Source organism: Mycobacterium sp. UM_11 (genome assembly GCF_001414075.1).
In the GTDB taxonomy this organism is placed as follows: Bacteria; Actinomycetota; Actinomycetes; order Mycobacteriales; family Mycobacteriaceae; genus Mycobacterium.
Map to the genome: position 1 here is coordinate 19,490 of NZ_LATC01000003.1, position 15,840 is coordinate 35,329.

At 70.0% G+C, this 15,840-nt stretch carries 14 protein-coding genes; 13 read left to right on the forward strand and 1 reads right to left on the reverse strand.

The window, feature by feature from the left end; translation table 11 throughout:
• The first annotated feature begins 65 nt into the window (after window positions 1–65).
• The 3 genes from WU80_RS01515 to manA are packed head-to-tail and all read left to right on the forward strand — an operon-like array spanning window position 66 to window position 3,795.
• A complete protein-coding gene (locus tag WU80_RS01515; protein ID WP_055399104.1) occupies window positions 66–1,463 on the forward strand; it encodes a phosphomannomutase/phosphoglucomutase in 1,398 nt (465 codons plus the stop codon).
• On the forward strand, window positions 1,460–2,560 hold the full coding sequence (locus WU80_RS01520) for a hypothetical protein (protein ID WP_055399102.1): 1,101 nt from the start codon (window positions 1,460–1,462) through the stop codon (window positions 2,558–2,560). Before WU80_RS01515 ends, WU80_RS01520 begins: the two co-directional genes overlap by 4 nt.
• An 8-nt stretch (window positions 2,561–2,568) precedes the next feature.
• On the forward strand, window positions 2,569–3,795 hold the full coding sequence (manA, locus tag WU80_RS01525; protein WP_055399100.1) for a mannose-6-phosphate isomerase, class I: 1,227 nt from the start codon (window positions 2,569–2,571) through the stop codon (window positions 3,793–3,795).
• Here the strand turns inward: manA and WU80_RS01530 are convergent.
• Window positions 3,773–5,158, reverse strand: coding sequence for an NAD(P)/FAD-dependent oxidoreductase (locus tag WU80_RS01530; RefSeq protein ID WP_197281019.1), 1,386 nt, complete (start codon window positions 5,156–5,158; stop codon window positions 3,773–3,775). The two genes, manA and WU80_RS01530, sit on opposite strands and share 23 nt — an antisense overlap.
• 99 nt (window positions 5,159–5,257) lie before the next feature.
• On the opposite strand from WU80_RS01530, the gene WU80_RS01535 reads away from it, so the two are divergent.
• The 10 genes from WU80_RS01535 (at window position 5,258) to lpqB (ending at window position 15,822) form a co-directional block, all read left to right on the forward strand.
• On the forward strand, window positions 5,258–6,769 hold the full coding sequence (locus WU80_RS01535) for an APC family permease (protein WP_055399096.1): 1,512 nt from the start codon (window positions 5,258–5,260) through the stop codon (window positions 6,767–6,769).
• A gap of 250 nt (window positions 6,770–7,019) precedes the next feature.
• Complete coding sequence (locus WU80_RS01540; protein WP_055399094.1) at window positions 7,020–8,273, forward strand: alkane 1-monooxygenase; 1,254 nt, start codon at window positions 7,020–7,022, stop codon at window positions 8,271–8,273.
• Window positions 8,270–8,443, forward strand: coding sequence for a rubredoxin (locus WU80_RS01545; protein ID WP_055399092.1), 174 nt, complete (start codon window positions 8,270–8,272; stop codon window positions 8,441–8,443). Before WU80_RS01540 ends, WU80_RS01545 begins: the two co-directional genes overlap by 4 nt.
• On the forward strand, window positions 8,440–8,622 hold the full coding sequence (locus tag WU80_RS01550; RefSeq protein ID WP_055399090.1) for a rubredoxin: 183 nt from the start codon (window positions 8,440–8,442) through the stop codon (window positions 8,620–8,622). Before WU80_RS01545 ends, WU80_RS01550 begins: the two co-directional genes overlap by 4 nt.
• A gap of 50 nt (window positions 8,623–8,672) precedes the next feature.
• Window positions 8,673–9,296, forward strand: a complete 624-nt coding sequence (locus WU80_RS01555) for a TetR family transcriptional regulator (RefSeq protein WP_055399178.1) — start codon at window positions 8,673–8,675, stop codon at window positions 9,294–9,296.
• A gap of 102 nt (window positions 9,297–9,398) precedes the next feature.
• Entirely contained in the window at window positions 9,399–10,871 is a 1,473-nt protein-coding gene (gene ahcY / locus WU80_RS01560; RefSeq protein ID WP_055399088.1) for an adenosylhomocysteinase, read from the forward strand.
• A gap of 95 nt (window positions 10,872–10,966) precedes the next feature.
• Window positions 10,967–11,599 carry a dTMP kinase gene (locus WU80_RS01565; protein WP_055399176.1) on the forward strand — a complete coding sequence of 211 codons (633 nt, stop codon included), beginning with the start codon at window positions 10,967–10,969 and terminating at the stop codon, window positions 11,597–11,599.
• An 80-nt stretch (window positions 11,600–11,679) separates the two neighbouring features.
• Window positions 11,680–12,366, forward strand: a complete 687-nt coding sequence (gene mtrA / locus WU80_RS01570) for a two-component system response regulator MtrA (RefSeq protein ID WP_007168097.1) — start codon at window positions 11,680–11,682, stop codon at window positions 12,364–12,366.
• A 13-nt stretch (window positions 12,367–12,379) separates the two neighbouring features.
• The gene (mtrB, locus tag WU80_RS01575; protein ID WP_082459687.1) at window positions 12,380–14,065 is read left to right on the forward strand and encodes an MtrAB system histidine kinase MtrB; all 1,686 of its coding nucleotides are present in this window, start codon (window positions 12,380–12,382) and stop codon (window positions 14,063–14,065) included.
• The gene (gene lpqB, locus WU80_RS01580; protein ID WP_156349391.1) at window positions 14,065–15,822 is read left to right on the forward strand and encodes an MtrAB system accessory lipoprotein LpqB; all 1,758 of its coding nucleotides are present in this window, start codon (window positions 14,065–14,067) and stop codon (window positions 15,820–15,822) included. The genes mtrB and lpqB overlap by 1 nt, the downstream gene beginning before the upstream one ends.
• The last annotated feature ends 18 nt before the right edge of the window (window positions 15,823–15,840 follow it).

The following is a 15,840-nucleotide window of genomic DNA, read 5'->3' on the forward strand; positions in this document are numbered from 1 at the left end:
GCCGATAGGCTGACGGCCAAGAGGCGAAGGAACGAAGCAATTCCAAGGCGTCAGGAGGCCCCCGCATGTCTCGGCTCGCCGCGACTGTGCATCGTGTCGTCAAGGCGTACGACGTGCGAGGGCTGGTCGGCGAGGAGATCGACGAGCCTCTGGTCACCGCGTTGGGGGCGGCCTTCGCCAAGCTGATGCGCGGCGAGGGTGCTGGGCGGGTGGTGATCGGCCACGACATGCGGGACAGTTCGCCGGCGCTGGCCGAGGCCTTCGCGGCCGGGGTCCTGGGCCAGGGCCTGGACGTGGTGCGGATCGGCCTGGCCTCCACGGATCAGCTCTACTTCGCCTCGGGGTCGCTGGACTGCCCGGGCGCGATGTTCACCGCGAGCCACAACCCGGCGGCCTACAACGGCATCAAGCTGTGCCGCGCCGCCGCCAAGCCGGTCGGCGCCGAGAGCGGCCTGCGCGCGATCAGCGAGGACGTCATCGCCGGGGTCGAGCCCTACGACGGACAACCCGGAACCGTCACCGACCGCGACGTGCTCGACGACTACGGCGCGTTCCTGCGCTCGCTGGTGAACACCTCGGGGCTGCGGCCCCTGCGGGTCGCCGTGGACGCCGGCAACGGCATGGCCGGTCTCACCGCGCCCGCCGTGCTCGGCGCGATCGACTCGATCACCCTGCTGCCGTTGTACTTCGAGCTCGACGGCTCGTTTCCCAATCACGAGGCCAACCCGCTGGATCCGGCCAACCTGGTGGACCTGCAGGCCTACGTCCGCGAGACCGGCGCCGACATCGGGCTGGCCTTCGACGGCGACGCCGACCGCTGCTTCGTCGTCGACGAACTCGGCCGCCCGGTGTCGCCGTCGACGGTCACCAGCCTGGTGGCCGCGCGGGAACTGGGCCGGGAGATCGGCGCCACCATCATCCACAACGTCATCACCTCGCGGGCGGTGCCGGAGTTGGTGACCGAGCGCGGGGGCACGCCGCTGCGCTCCCGCGTCGGGCACTCCTATATCAAGGCGATGATGGCCGACACCGGCGCCATCTTCGGCGGGGAACACTCGGCGCACTATTACTTCCGTGACTTCTGGGGCGCGGACTCCGGGATGCTGGCGGCGCTGTACGTGCTGGCCGCCCTCGGCGAGCAGGACCGGCCGTTGTCGGAGTTGACCGCCGACTATCAGCGCTACGAATCGTCCGGCGAGATCAACTTCACGGTGTCCGACGCCGCGCTGTGCACCGAGGCGGTGCTCAAGTGCTTCGGCAGCCGCATCCACTCCATCGACCACGTGGACGGGGTGACCGTAGACCTCGGCGACGGCAGCTGGTTCAACCTGCGCAGCTCCAACACCGAGCCGCTGCTGCGGCTCAACGTGGAGGCGCGCAGCACCGAGGACGTCGACGCGGTGGTCGCCGAGGTCAGCGCCGAGATCCGCGGCCAGTCCGCCCCCGCGGAGGCCGCGACGTGAACGCCGTGCGGGCGATCGATCTCGAGGACACCGAGGGCCTGCTCGCCGCCGACCGGGACGGCCTGCTGCGCTCGGCCTCGTCGGCCGGGGCGCAGGTGCGCGCCGTCGCCGCCGCCGTCGACGAGGGCGCGCTGGACCCGCTGCGGTCCGACGACCGGCCGCGCAGCCTGATCTGGGTCGCCGGCCGCGGGGCCGCCGAGGCCGCCGGCGCGATGGTGGCCGCGACGGTGGCCGGTGCCGCCTCCGAGCCGATCGCGCTGACCGCCGAGGTGCCGCCGTGGATCGGCCCGCTCGACGTGCTGGTGGTCGCGGGCGACGACCCCGGCGATCCCGCGCTGGTCAGCGCGGCCGCCACCGGGGCGCGCCGCGGGGCGCGCGTCGTCGTCGCCGCGCCGTACGAGGGCCCGCTGCGGGATTCCACGGCGGGGCGGGCGGCGGTGCTGGCCCCGCGGCTCCCGATCCCCGACGAGTTCGGATTGTGCCGCTACCTGGCCGCCGGCCTGGCCGTCGTGCAGGCGGTGGACCAGCGACCCAGCATCGACCTGCGGGCGCTGGCCGACGAGCTGGACGCCGAGGCGCTGCGCAACAGCGCGGCCCGCGAGCTGTTCACCAACCCGGCCAAGACCATCGCCGCGCGCCTGGCCGGCCGGCAGGTCGCGTTGACCGGCGACTGCGCCGCCACGCTGGCGCTGGCCCGGCACGGCAGCTCGGTGCTGCTGCGGGTGGCCCATCAGGTGGTCGCCGCCAGCGGGCTGGCGGACGCCGTCGTCGCGCTGCGCGCCGGGGGGCCCGGCGGCCTGCCGGATCCCGCCGACGCGATCTTCCACGACGAACAGATCGACGGGCCGCTGCCCCAGCGGCTGCTGGTGCTGGCGCTCACCCTGTCCGCCGAACAGACGGTGGTGGCCGCCCGGACGGCCGGGCTCGACGACGTGTACCTGCTGGCCGCCGAGGACGTGCCCGACGGACCCGGCGGCTCGGCCGGCTCGACGGTTGCGCCGAAGTTGGGCGGTGCCATCAGCGCCGAGCAGCAACTGGCAGTATTAGCCGTTCGACTGGAGATGGCCGCGGTTTACGCGCGCCTGGCGCGGGGATAGATAGAACAGTGGAACTGCTTCGCGGGGCGTTGCGTACGTACGCCTGGGGATCGCGTACCGCCATAGCCGAATTCACCGGGCGTTCGGTACCGGCCGCCCATCCCGAGGCCGAGCTCTGGTTCGGCGCCCACCCCGGCGACCCGGCCTGGCTGGAAACGGACGCGGGCGAGATATCTTTGCTCGACGCCCTGGTCGCCGACCCGGAGGGCCAGCTCGGTCCCGGCGCGCGGGCCCGGTTCGGTGACGTGCTGCCGTTCCTGGTCAAGGTGCTGGCGGCCGACGAGCCGCTGTCGCTGCAGGCCCACCCGAGCGCGGCGCAGGCCGCCGAGGGCTACCTGCGGGAGGAGCGGCTGGGCATCCCGCTGGCCTCCCCGGTGCGCAACTACCGCGACACGTCGCACAAACCCGAACTGCTGGTGGCGCTGCAGCCGTTCGAGGCGCTCGCCGGATTCCGCCAGGCCTCGCGCACCATCGCGCTGCTGCGGGCGCTGGCCGTCTCCGACCTCGACCCGTTCATCGACCTGCTCAACGACCAATCCGACGCCGACGGCCTGCGCGCGCTGTTCACCACCTGGATCACCGCGCCGCAGCCCGACATCGACGTGCTGGTGCCCGCCGTGCTGGACGGCGCCATCCAGTACATCAGCTCCGGGGCAACGGAATTCGCCGGCGAGGTGAAGACGGTGCTGGAGCTGGGGGAGCGCTACCCCGGCGACGCCGGCGTGCTGGCGGCGCTGCTGCTGAACCGCATCACGCTGGCCCCGGGCGAGGCGATCTTCGTGTCGGCGGGCAGCCTGCACACCTACCTGCGTGGCTTCGCGCTGGAGGTGATGGCCAACTCGGACAACGTGTTACGCGGCGGCCTGACCCCCAAGCACGTCGACGTCCCCGAGTTGTTGCGGGTGCTGAACTTCACGCCCACCACCGAGGAACAGGTGCGGGCCCCGATGCGCCGCGAGGGTTTCGGCCTGATCTACGAGACCCCGGCCGACGAGTTCGCCGTCGCGCTGCTGGAGCTCGACGGTGAGTATCTGGGTCACGAGGTCGACGCGTCGTGCAGCCACGAGGGCCCGCAGATCCTGCTGTGCACCGAGGGCTGCACGACCGTGCACGGCAAGTCGGGATCGCTGACGCTGCAGCGGGGGATGGCCGCGTGGGTGGCTGCCGACGACGCCCCGATCCGGCTGGTCGCGCGCGAGCCCACGAAGTTGTTCAGGGCGACCGTAGGGCTGTAGGAGTGCGCCCGCGGTCGCCACGGGCGGCCTGACGGCGCTCGCCCAGCCACAGCCGCATGTTGTGCGCGATGGTCCGGCCGACGATGCGCGGCGGCGGAACCATGTAGAGGCTGTCCAGCAGCGAGAACCGCCGCAAAAACCATTCCGCCAGAACGGGATCGGTCTCCGCGGCCCCCAGGAACTGGTCGAACAGCGCGCCGGACGGCCGCCACCACCACGGGGCGGGCTGCTTCGGCTCGGCGTGGTGGAAGGTGACGTCGCCGATGGCGTTCATCGTCCAGACGGGGAACGTGCTCTTGGCCGTCGCCCGGCTCAGCGCGGCGGCCACCTCGTCGTCGGGCAGCTGCAGCGCGCGGCGCAGATGCCCCGCCTGCAGCGAGGTCATCGTCATGCCCTGCCCGAAGGTGGGGTTGAAGCTGGCCACGGCGTCTCCGAACGGAAGGATGCCGGCGGGTAGGCGGTCCAGCTTGTCGTAGCGCCGCCACTTGCTGGCCGGGAAGGCGTGGAATGCCGGCTCGCCGATGGGGTCGGCCTGCTTGAGCGCCGCGTTCACGTGCGCCGGCACCAGCTCCTCGGCCAGCTCCAGCATCTCGGGAAAGGTTTGCGGCGGTTTGACATTCGCCACCCCGAAGGTGGTCAGCACCCAGGTGCCGTCCTCGTAGCACAGCATGCCCAGCCCCAGCGACTTGTCGTGCGAGGCGCCGGCGACCACCACCTTCTCCGCGATCAGCCCGTCGGGGATGCGGAACTGCTGGGTGGCGTAGTAGATGCCGATGTCGAGGACTTCCTCCGTCGGGCGCTCGTACCCCCACTGGGTCAACCACACCGGCAGCCGCGTGCCCCGGCCGGCCGCGTCGACGACGAGGTCCGCGGCAACGAATTCCGGCTCCCCGCCGTCGCCCGCCGGATCCAGCAGCACCCCGGTCACCCGCTGACGCACCGGGTCGAACCGCGGTTCGGCCACCGAGCGCCGCGCGATGGTGACGTTGGCGGTGTCCTGGACCCGTTTGCGCAACTGCCACTCCAGGTGCGGGCGGCTGGGCACGTACGCGGTGAATTCGTCGCGCAGGGTGTGCCCGGTCCCGAGCACGTGCCCGGCGGCGCCGAGGTGGATGCAATCCGGCCGGTTCTCCAGCATGGGCACGCCGGCGGCGACCATGTCTTCCAGCAGGCCGGGGAACAGGCTCTCGAACTCCATTGCGCCACGGGCCATCAGCATGTGCAGGTGCCGGTCCTGGGGGACCGTCGCGCGGTTCGACGGCGTGCTCGGCAGCTCGTCGCGTTCGTAGACGGTGACGCGGGCATAGGAGTCCGAGAGCACCCGCGCGGCGCACAGGCCGGCGATGCTCGCTCCGATGACCACCGCGTGGTCCCTGGTGTTTGCTTTGGTGTCCGGCATCTCGGCAGAGTACCCAGTACTGTGACGGACCAATGGGTCCCACTCGTTGGGAAAGGGCGGCGGATGGCCAATCGATGGCGCATGAAGTCGGTCGAACAATCGATCGCTGACACCGACGAGCCAGACACCCGGCTACGCAAGGAGCTGACCTGGCTGGACCTGGTCGTCTTCGGGGTGGCCGTGGTGATCGGCGCCGGAATCTTCACGGTGACCGCGTCCACCACCGGCGACATCACCGGCCCGGCGATCTGGATCTCGTTCGTGATCGCGGCCGTCACCTGCGCGCTCGCGGCGCTGTGCTACGCCGAGTTCGCCTCGACCCTGCCGGTCGCCGGCAGCGCCTACACCTTCTCTTATGCCACCTTCGGCGAGTTCCTGGCCTGGATCATCGGCTGGAACCTGCTGTTGGAACTGGCCATCGGCGCGGCGGTGGTGGCCAAGGGGTGGTCGAGCTACCTGGGCAACGTGTTCGGGTTCGCCGGCGGCACCAGCCAGTTCGGGTCGGTCAGCCTGGACTGGGGCGCCCTGCTGATCGTCGCCGGGGTGGCGACCCTGATCGCGCTGGGCACCAAGCTGTCGTCCAGGTTCTCCGCGGTGATCACCGGCATCAAGGTGTCGGTGGTGCTGCTGGTGGTCGTCGTCGGAGCCTTCTATATCAAGGCCTCCAACTATTCGCCGTTCATTCCCAAGCCCGAGGCCGGGCACGAGGCCTCCGGCGTCAACCAGTCGGTGCTGTCGCTGCTGACCGGGGCGCACAGCAGCCACTATGGCTGGTACGGCGTGCTGGCCGGCGCCTCGATCGTGTTCTTCGCGTTCATCGGGTTCGACATCGTCGCCACCATGGCCGAGGAGACCAAGCGGCCCCAGCGCGACGTCCCGCGGGGCATCCTGGCGTCGCTGGCGATCGTGACCGTGCTCTACGTGGCGGTGTCGGTGGTGCTGTCCGGGATGGTGTCCTACACCCAGCTCAAGACCGCGCCCGGCCACAAGCCGGCGAACCTGGCCACGGCGTTCACGGCCAACGGCATCAACTGGGCCAGCAAGATCATCGCCATCGGGGCGCTCGCCGGACTGACCACCGTGGTCATGGTTCTGATGCTCGGCCAGTGCCGCGTCCTGTTCGCGATGGCGCGCGACGGCCTCCTGCCGCGGCAGCTGGCCAAGACCGGTTCGCGCGGCACCCCGGTGCGCATCACCGTGCTCGTCGCGATCGTCGTGGCCGCGACGGCCTCGGTGTTTCCGATCGCCAAGCTCGAGGAGATGGTGAACGTGGGCACGCTGTTCGCGTTCGTCCTGGTCTCGGCCGGCGTCGTCGTGCTGCGACGCACCCGCCCCGACCTGGAGCGCGGCTTCCGGGCGCCATGGGTGCCGGCTCTGCCGATCGCGTCGATCTGCGCCTGCGTGTGGCTGATGCTCAACCTCACCGCGCTGACCTGGGTGCGGTTCGGCGTCTGGCTCGTGGTGGGCACCGCGATCTACGTCGGCTACGGCTACCGGCACTCCGTGCAGGGCACGCGCGACGCCGGGCATCCCGACAAGGAACCCGACCCCGACGCGACTTCCACCGCGGCATAGGCCGGCGGGCGCCGGCGGGCGCAAATCCAGCTCGTCCGGTGTGCGCGCCGGGCCTTGCGCGTGCGCTTGCGGCATTCGCGGTGCGTCCCGGGCGAGAAACGGGCCCGGTCCGCGACCTCACTGCACATTCGACGCCGTGGCCGCACGCTCAAACTGGTTTACAAAATAGCACTCTGTGTCTAGACACGAGACGGAAGAGTCGATATTGTCAACCTCAATGCGTGGTGTGACTCACAAGGAGGTTTGGCATATGACCACAGTCGAACGGCGGGTAAACCCGGAAGCGGCCGAGCCGCCCGTCTGGCGGGACAAGAAGCGGCGCCTCTGGCTGATGGGACTGATCGCCCCGACGGCGCTGTTCGTGATGCTGCCGGTCGTCTGGGGGCTCAACCAGCTCGGCTGGCACGCCGCCGCGCAGGCGCCGCTGTGGATCGGGCCGATCCTGGTCTACGTCCTGCTGCCGATCCTGGACCTGCGCTTCGGGCCCGATGGGCAGAACCCGCCCGACGAGGTGATGGAGCAGCTGGAGAACGACAAGTACTACCGCTACTGCACCTACATCTTCATCCCCTTCCAGTACCTCAGCGTGGTCTTCGGCGCGTACCTGTTCACCGCCTCGAACCTGAGCTGGCTGGGCTTCCCGGCTGGCTCTGACGGCCCGCTGGGCTGGGCGGGCAAGCTGGGCGTGGCGCTGTCGGTGGGCGTCCTCGGCGGTGTCGGCATCAACACCGCCCACGAAATGGGCCACAAGAAGGACGCGCTGGAGCGGTGGCTGTCCAAGATCACCCTGGCGCAGACCTGCTACGGCCACTTCTACATCGAGCACAACCGCGGCCACCACGTGCGGGTGTCGACGCCGGAAGACCCCGCGTCGGCCCGCTTCGGGGAGACCTTCTGGGAGTTCTTGCCGCGCAGCGTGTTCGGCAGCCTGCGCTCGTCGCTGCGGCTCGAGGCCCAGCGCCTGCGCCGCCAGGACAAGAACCCGTGGAACCCGGCGACGTATCTGTCCAACGACGTCCTCAACGCGTGGCTGATGTCAATCGTGTTGTGGGGCGCGCTGATCGCGGTCTTCGGCCCGGCGCTCATCCCGTTCGTGATCATCCAGGCCGTCTTCGGCTTCAGCCTGCTCGAGGCCGTCAACTATCTGGAGCACTACGGGCTGTTGCGGCAGAAGAACGCCAACGGTCGCTACGAGCGTTGCGCGCCGGTGCACAGCTGGAACTCCGACCACGTCGTCACCAACCTGTTCCTGTACCACCTGCAGCGGCACAGCGACCACCACGCCAACCCCACTCGCCGCTACCAGACGCTGCGCAGCATGGAAGGCGCGCCCAACCTGCCCAGCGGCTACGCGTCGATGATCTCCCTGACCTACGTGCCGCCGCTGTGGCGCAGGGTGATGGACCACCGGGTGCTCGAGCACTACGACGGCGACATCACCAAGGTCAACATCCACCCGCGGGTGCGCGAGCGGGTGCTGGCGCGCTACGGGGCGTCGGCATGACCGCCTACCGCTGCCCGGGCTGCGACTACACCTACGACGAGGCGAAAGGCGATCCGCGGGAAGGCTTTCCCGCGGGCACGCCCTTCGGCGACATCCCCGACGACTGGTCTTGCCCGGATTGCGCGGTGCGCGAAAAGATCGATTTCCAAGAAATAGGAGCCATCCGATGACCGATTACAAGCTCTTCATCTGCGTGCAGTGCGGGTTCGAGTACGACGAGGCCAAGGGCTGGCCCGAGGACGGCATCGCGCCCGGAACCCGTTGGGATGACATCCCCGACGACTGGAGCTGCCCGGACTGCGGCGCCGCGAAATCCGACTTCGAAATGGTGGAGATAGCCCGGTCGTGATCGGCACCGGCGCCGCGGTGAAAGCGGCTATTGTCGCGCCTGTGAAGCGGATGCCCTACCCCGAGGCGTCGCGCGTCCTGCTGCGCGACTCGGTGCTGGACGCGATGCGCGAGCTGCTCGGCAGCCGCGACTGGTCCGCCATCACGCTGTCGGACGTGGCCCGCGCCGCGGGCATCAGCCGGCAGACCATCTACAACGAATTCGGCTCGCGGCAAGGCCTGGCGCAGGGATACGCCCTGCGCCTGGCCGACCGGCTGGTCGACGCGGTCGGAGGCGCGATCGACGCCAACGTGGGCAACATCTACGAAGCGTTTCTGCAGGGTTTTCGCGCCTTCTTCGCGGAGTCGGCGGCCGACCCGCTGGTGATCTCCCTGCTGACCGGCGTCGCCAAGCCGGACCTGCTGCAGATCATCACCACCGACAGCGGTCCGATCATCACCCGGGCGTCGGAGCGGCTGAGCACCGCCTTCACCCAGAGCTGGGTGGCCACCAGCGACGAGGACGCCGGCGTCCTGGCGCGGGCGATCGTGCGGCTGGCGATGAGTTACGTGTCGATGCCGCCCGAGGCCGATCTGGGGGCACCTCCCGCCGAAGGCGGGGGAGACGTGGCGGCGGACCTGGCGCGGCTGATGACGCCGTTCGCCGAGCGTCACGGCGTCGTCAACGTCCCCTGACGCCTCCCGGTGCCCAGGCCGCCGACTACAGTGGCGCAAGAGCGGATACCTAAGCTAAGTAATCCGCTTGGAACCCAAGCCGCAGAAGGAATGAGAACTTTTATGACGACGACCGAAAGCTCGCTGACCGCCGACGTCCGCAACGGCATCGATTTCAAGGTCGCCGACCTGTCGTTGGCGGAATACGGTCGCCGGGACATCGAGCTCTCCGAGCAGGAGATGCCGGGTCTGATGTCGCTGCGCCGCGAGTACGCCGAAGTGCAGCCGCTCAAGGGCGCGCGGATCTCGGGCTCGCTGCACATGACCGTGCAGACCGCGGTGCTCATCGAGACCCTCGTCTCGCTGGGTGCGCAGGTTCGCTGGGCGTCGTGCAACATCTTCTCCACCCAGGACCACGCCGCCGCCGCGGTGGTCGTCGGCCCCTACGGCACGCCCGAGGAGCCCAAGGGCGTCCCGGTGTTCGCCTGGAAGGGCGAGACGCTCGAGGAGTACTGGTGGGCGGCCGAGCAGATGCTGACCTGGCCCGACGAGCCGGCCAACATGATCCTCGACGACGGCGGCGACGCCACCATGCTGGTGCTGCGCGGCGCGCAGTACGAGAAGGCCGGCGTGGTGCCGCCCGCCGAGGAGGACGACCCCACCGAGTGGAAGGTCTTCCTGGAGCTGCTGCGCAACCGCTTCGAGACCGACAAGGACAAGTGGACCAAGATCTCGGAGTCCGTCAAGGGCGTCACCGAGGAGACCACCACCGGCGTGCTGCGGCTCTACCAGTTCGCCGCGGCCGGCGACCTGGCCTTCCCGGCGATCAACGTCAACGACTCGGTGACCAAGTCCAAGTTCGACAACAAGTACGGCTGCCGGCACTCCCTGATCGACGGCATCAACCGCGGCACCGACGTGCTGATCGGCGGCAAGAAGGTGCTGGTCTGCGGCTACGGCGACGTGGGCAAGGGCTGCGCCGACTCGGTCAAGGGCCAGGGTGCGCGCGTCGTCGTCACCGAGATCGACCCGATCAACGCGCTGCAGGCGCTGATGGAGGGCTACGACGTCGAGACCGTCGAGGACGCGATCGGCACCGCCGACATCGTCATCACCGCGACCGGCAACAAGGACATCATCACCCTCGAGCACATGAAGGCGATGAAGGACTACGCCGTGCTGGGCAACATCGGCCACTTCGACAACGAGATCCAGGTGGCCCAGCTGGAGCGCTCCGGCGCCACCAAGACCAACATCCGCCCGCAGGTCGACGTGTGGACGTTCCCCGACAGCGGCAAGTCGATCATCCTGCTGTCGGAGGGCCGGCTGCTGAACCTGGGCAACGCCACCGGGCACCCGTCGTTCGTGATGAGCAACAGCTTCTCCAACCAGGTGATCGCCCAGATCGAGCTGTGGACCAAGAACGACGAGTACGACAACGAGGTGTACCGGCTGCCCAAGCACCTCGACGAGAAGGTGGCCCGCATCCACGTCGAGGCGCTCGGCGGCACGCTGACCAAGCTGACCAAGGAGCAGGCCGAGTACATCGGCGTCGACGTCGACGGCCCCTACAAGGCCGACCACTACCGCTACTGAGGTAGCGCTTTCTCGCCGAACGTCACGCCAGCGTGGCGTCCGGCGTCGAGTGTCACGCCAACGTGGCGTCCGGCGGCGGGCTTAGGCTGGGCGCCGTGCTGATCGCGATCGAAGGGGTGGACGGCGCGGGCAAGCGGACGTTGTCCGAGGCCCTGCGCAAAGCCTTCCAGGCGGCGGGAAAGTCCGTGGCTATCACGGCTTTTCCGCGTTACGGCCAATCGGTGACCGCCGACGTCGCGGCCGAGGCCCTGCACGGCCAGCACGGGGACCTGGCGTCGTCGGTCTACGCGATGGCGATGCTGTTCGCGCTCGACCGGGCCGGGGCCGTCGAGGACATCGAGGCGCTGTGCCGCGACCACGACGTGGTGATCCTGGATCGCTACGTCGCGTCCAACGCGGCCTACAGCGCCGCGCGCCTGCACGAGGACGCGGCCGGCGCGGCGGCCGCGTGGGTGCTCGAGCTCGAGTACCGGCGGCTGCGGCTGCCCGCGCCCGACTGGCAGGTGCTGCTCGCGGTGCCGGTGGAGCTGGCCGGGCAGCGCGCCCGCAGCCGGGCGCAGTCCGACCCCGGGCGGGCCCGCGACAGCTATGAGCGCGACGACCAACTACAGCTGCGCACCGGCGCGGTGTACGCCGAGCTGGCCGCCGCGAGCTGGGGCGGGCCCTGGCTGGTCGCCGACGCGGACGTCGATCCGGCCGAGCTGGCGGCGACTTTGACCGCCGGTTAGCACAGAATTGTCACGATTTGGCGGTATCGGGCACGAAACGCCCGTGTGGCGTGCCGGGTTTGTCCCGATCTGGTGACACCATGGACTCCATGAGGCAAAGGATTCTCGTCGTCGATGACGACGCTTCGCTGGCCGAGATGCTCACCATCGTGTTGCGTGGGGAGGGTTTCGACACCGCGGTCATCGGTGACGGCACCCAGGCCCTGACCGCGGTGCGCGAGCTGCGCCCCGATCTGGTGTTGTTGGACCTGATGCTGCCCGGCATGAACGGCATCGACGTCTGTCGCGTGTTGCGTGCCGATTCGGGCGTGCCGATCGTCATGCTGACGGCCAAGACCGACACCGTGGACGTGGTCCTCGGCCTCGAGTCCGGTGCCGACGACTACATCATGAAGCCGTTCAAGCCCAAGGAGCTGGTGGCGCGGGTGCGGGCCCGGCTGCGGCGCAACGACGACGAGCCGGCGGAGATGCTCTCCATCGCCGACGTCGAGATCGACGTGCCGGCGCACAAGGTCACCCGCAACGGCGAGCAGATCTCCCTGACGCCGCTGGAGTTCGACCTGCTGGTCGCGTTGGCGCGCAAACCGCGGCAGGTGTTTACTCGTGATGTGCTGCTCGAACAGGTGTGGGGCTACCGGCACCCGGCGGACACCCGCCTGGTGAACGTGCACGTCCAGCGTCTGCGGGCCAAGGTTGAGAAGGACCCGGAGAATCCGACCGTGGTGCTGACCGTTCGAGGAGTGGGATACAAGGCCGGACCTCCGTGATCCGGGAGCGTCGTTGATTTGGCGCTCGCCGCGACGGACTAGGAGCCGCTGGGGGCGTTCGGGTCCCATGACCCGCGGCATGGGTGCGGTGAGTCGCGCCGTTGCCGTTGCGTGGCGCCGGTCGTTGCAGCTGCGTGTCGTCGCGCTGACGCTCGGACTGTCCCTGGCCGTGATCCTGGCGCTCGGCTTCGTGTTGACTTCTCAGGTCACCAATCGGGTGCTCGACGTGAAGGTCAGGGCCGGCATCGAGCAGATCGAGCGGGCGCGCACCACCGTCGGTGGGATCGTCAGCGGCGAGGAGACCCGCTCGCTGGACAGCAGCCTGCAGCTGGCCCGCAACACGTTGACCTCCAAGACCGACCCGGCGTCCGGAGCGGGGCTGGCCGGCGCCTTCGACGCGGTGCTGATCGTGCCGGGAGACGGGCCGCGCGCGGCCACCACGGCCGGGCCCGTCGACCAGGTGCCCAATTCCCTGCGCGGGTTCGTCAAGGCCGGGCAGGCGTCCTACCAGTACGCCACCGTGCACACCGACGGCTTCTCCGGCCCGGCGCTGATCATGGGGACGCCGGCCTCCTCACAGGTGGCCAACCTGGAGCTGTACCTGATCTTCCCGTTGAAGAACGAGCAGGCCACCATCACGCTGGTCCGCGGCACCATGATCACCGGCGGCGCCGTGCTGCTGGTGCTGCTCGCCGGGATCGCCCTGCTGGTGTCCCGCCAGGTGGTGGTCCCGGTGCGGTCGGCGTCGCGGATCGCCGAACGGTTCGCCGAAGGCCACCTGTCCGAGCGGATGCCGGTGCGCGGCGAGGACGACATGGCCCGGCTGGCGGTGTCCTTCAACGACATGGCGGAAAGCCTGTCCCGCCAGATCACCCAGCTCGAGGAGTTCGGCAACCTGCAGCGCCGGTTCACCTCCGACGTCAGCCACGAACTCCGCACGCCGCTGACCACCGTCCGGATGGCCGCCGACTTGATCTACGACCACAGCGAGGATCTCGACCCGACGTTGCGCCGGTCCACCGAGCTGATGGTCAACGAGCTGGACCGGTTCGAGTCGCTGCTCAACGACCTGCTGGAAATCTCGCGCCACGACGCCGGTGTCGCCGAGCTGTCCGTCGAGGCGGTGGACCTGCGCACCACCGTGCAGAGCGCGCTCGGCAACGTCGGCCACCTGGCCGAGGACGCCGGCATCGAGCTGCTCGTCGACCTGCCCGACGAGGAGGTGATCGCCGAGGTCGACACCCGGCGGGTGGAGCGGATCCTGCGCAACCTGATCGCCAACGCCATCGACCACGCCGAGCACAAGCCGGTGCAGATCCGGATGGGCGCCGACGAGGACACCGTCGCGGTCACCGTCCGCGACTACGGGGTGGGCCTGCGGCCCGGCGAGGAGAAGCTGGTGTTCAGCCGGTTCTGGCGGGCCGACCCGTCGCGGGTGCGCCGGTCCGGCGGCACCGGGCTCGGCCTGGCGATCAGCGTGGAGGACGCGCGCCTGCACCAGGGCCGGCTGGAGGCGTGGGGCGAGCCCGGCGAGGGCTCCTGCTTCCGGCTGACGCTCCCGCTGGTTCGCGGCCACAAGGTGACCACCAGCCCGCTGCCCATGAAGCCCATCCCGCCGACGGCCACCACGAACCCGGCGGCCCCGCCGCCGGCGAAAGAACGCTCGCGGCTGCGTGAACCGGCCGAGAGGAGCGGGTGATGCGGCGCCTGATCGGGCTGCTGCTGCTCGCGGTGCTGCTGGCGGGCTGCGCCGGCGTGCCCAGCTCGTCGGCCCCACAGGCCATCGGCACGGTCGAGCGGCCGGCGCCGTCGAACCTGCCCAAGCCGACGCCGGGCATGGATCCCGACGTGCTGCTGCGCGAATTCCTCAAGGCCACAGCCGATCCCGCGAACCGGCATCTGGCCGCGCGGCAGTTCCTGACCCAGTCGGCCTCCAACTCCTGGGACGACGCCGGTAGCGCGCTGCTGATCGACCACGTGGTGTTCGTGGAAACCCGTGCCGCCGAACGGGTTTCGGCGACGATGCGGGCGGACATCCTGGGGTCGCTGTCGGACATGGGGGTGTTCGAAACGGCCGAGGGGGTGCTGCCCGACCCGGGCCCGATCGAGTTGGTGAAGACCTCCGGCGGATGGCGGATCGACCGGCTGCCCAACGGGGTCTTCCTGGACTGGCAGCAGTTCCAGTCGACCTACAAGCGCAACACGCTGTACTTCGCCGACCCGACCGGCAAGACCGTGGTTCCGGATCCGCGCTACGTCGCGGTCGCCGATCACGATCAGCTGGCCACCGAGTTGGTCTCCAAGCTGATCGCCGGACCGCGGCCCGAGATGGCGCACACGGTCCGCAACCTGCTCGCCCCGCCGCTGCGGCTGCGCGGGCCGGTGACCCGCGCCGACGGCGGCAAGAACGGCATCGGGCGCGGCTACGGCGGCGCGCGCATCGAACTGGAGAAGCTGTCCACCACCGATCCGCACAGCCGGGCTTTGCTTGCGGCGCAGATCATTTGGACGCTGGCCCGGGCGGACATCCGGGGGCCGTATGTGATCAACGCCGACGGCGCGCCGCTGGACGACAGGTTCGCCGAGGGCTGGACCACCTCCGACGTCGCCGCCACCGACCCGGGCGTGGCCGACGGCGCGGGCGCCGGGCTGCATGCCCTGGTGAACGGGTCGCTGGTGTCGCTGGACGGCCAGCACTTCGCGAACGTGCCCGGGGCCTTCGGGCGCATGGGCGACCAGACCGGCGCGGCGCTGTCGCGCAGCGGGCGGCAGGTGGCGTCGGTCGTGACCCTGCACCGCGGCGCGCCCGACGAGGCGGCGTCGCTGTGGATCGGCGACCTCGGCGGCGAGGCGGTGCAGTCCGCCGACGGGCACGGCCTGTCGCGCCCGAGCTGGTCGCTGGACGACGCGGTCTGGGTGGTGGTGGACGGCAACAACGTGCTGCGCGCGATCCAGGAACCGGCCTCGGGCCAACCCGCCCGCATCCCGGTCGATTCCGTCGCCGTGTCCAGCCGGTTCCCGGGCCCGATCACCGACCTGCAGCTGTCCCGCGACAGCACGCGCGCCGCGATGGTGATCGGCGGTCAGGTGATCCTGGCCAGCGTCGAGCAGACCCAGGCCGGCCAGTACGCCCTGACGTATCCGCGGCGGCTCGGCTTCGGGCTGGGGAACTCGGTGGTCTCGCTGTCCTGGCGCACGGGCGACGACATCGTGGTGACCCGCACCGACCCCAGCCACCCGGTCTCCTACGTCAACCTCGACGGGGTGAACTCCGACGCGCCCGCCCGCGGCCTGCAGATGCCCGTGCTGACGGTCGCGGCCAACCCCTCGACCGTCTACGTCGGCGCGTCCCAAGGGGTGCTGCAGTATTCGGCGGCGGCGGCCGAGGGCCAGCAGGGCTGGTCCGAGGTGCCCGGGCTGATGGTGTTCGGGGCGGCGCCGGTGCTGCCGGGCTGACCCGGGGTTGTCGGTCCC

What these genes read in the sequence shown, in the direction of transcription:
- WU80_RS01515 (WP_055399104.1), top strand. Translation starts at nt 66, where the DNA reads ATGTCTCGGCTCGCCGCGACTGTGCATCGTGTCGTCAAGGCGTACGAC.
- WU80_RS01535 (WP_055399096.1), top strand. Translation starts at nt 5,258, where the DNA reads ATGGCCAATCGATGGCGCATGAAGTCGGTCGAACAATCGATCGCTGAC.
- WU80_RS01540 (WP_055399094.1), top strand. Translation starts at nt 7,020, where the DNA reads ATGACCACAGTCGAACGGCGGGTAAACCCGGAAGCGGCCGAGCCGCCC.
- WU80_RS01545 (WP_055399092.1), top strand. Translation starts at nt 8,270, where the DNA reads ATGACCGCCTACCGCTGCCCGGGCTGCGACTACACCTACGACGAGGCG.
- WU80_RS01550 (WP_055399090.1), top strand. Translation starts at nt 8,440, where the DNA reads ATGACCGATTACAAGCTCTTCATCTGCGTGCAGTGCGGGTTCGAGTAC.
- WU80_RS01555 (WP_055399178.1), top strand. Translation starts at nt 8,673, where the DNA reads ATGCCCTACCCCGAGGCGTCGCGCGTCCTGCTGCGCGACTCGGTGCTG.
- ahcY (WP_055399088.1), top strand. Translation starts at nt 9,399, where the DNA reads ATGACGACGACCGAAAGCTCGCTGACCGCCGACGTCCGCAACGGCATC.
- mtrA (WP_007168097.1), top strand. Translation starts at nt 11,680, where the DNA reads ATGGACTCCATGAGGCAAAGGATTCTCGTCGTCGATGACGACGCTTCG.
- lpqB (WP_156349391.1), top strand. Translation starts at nt 14,065, where the DNA reads ATGCGGCGCCTGATCGGGCTGCTGCTGCTCGCGGTGCTGCTGGCGGGC.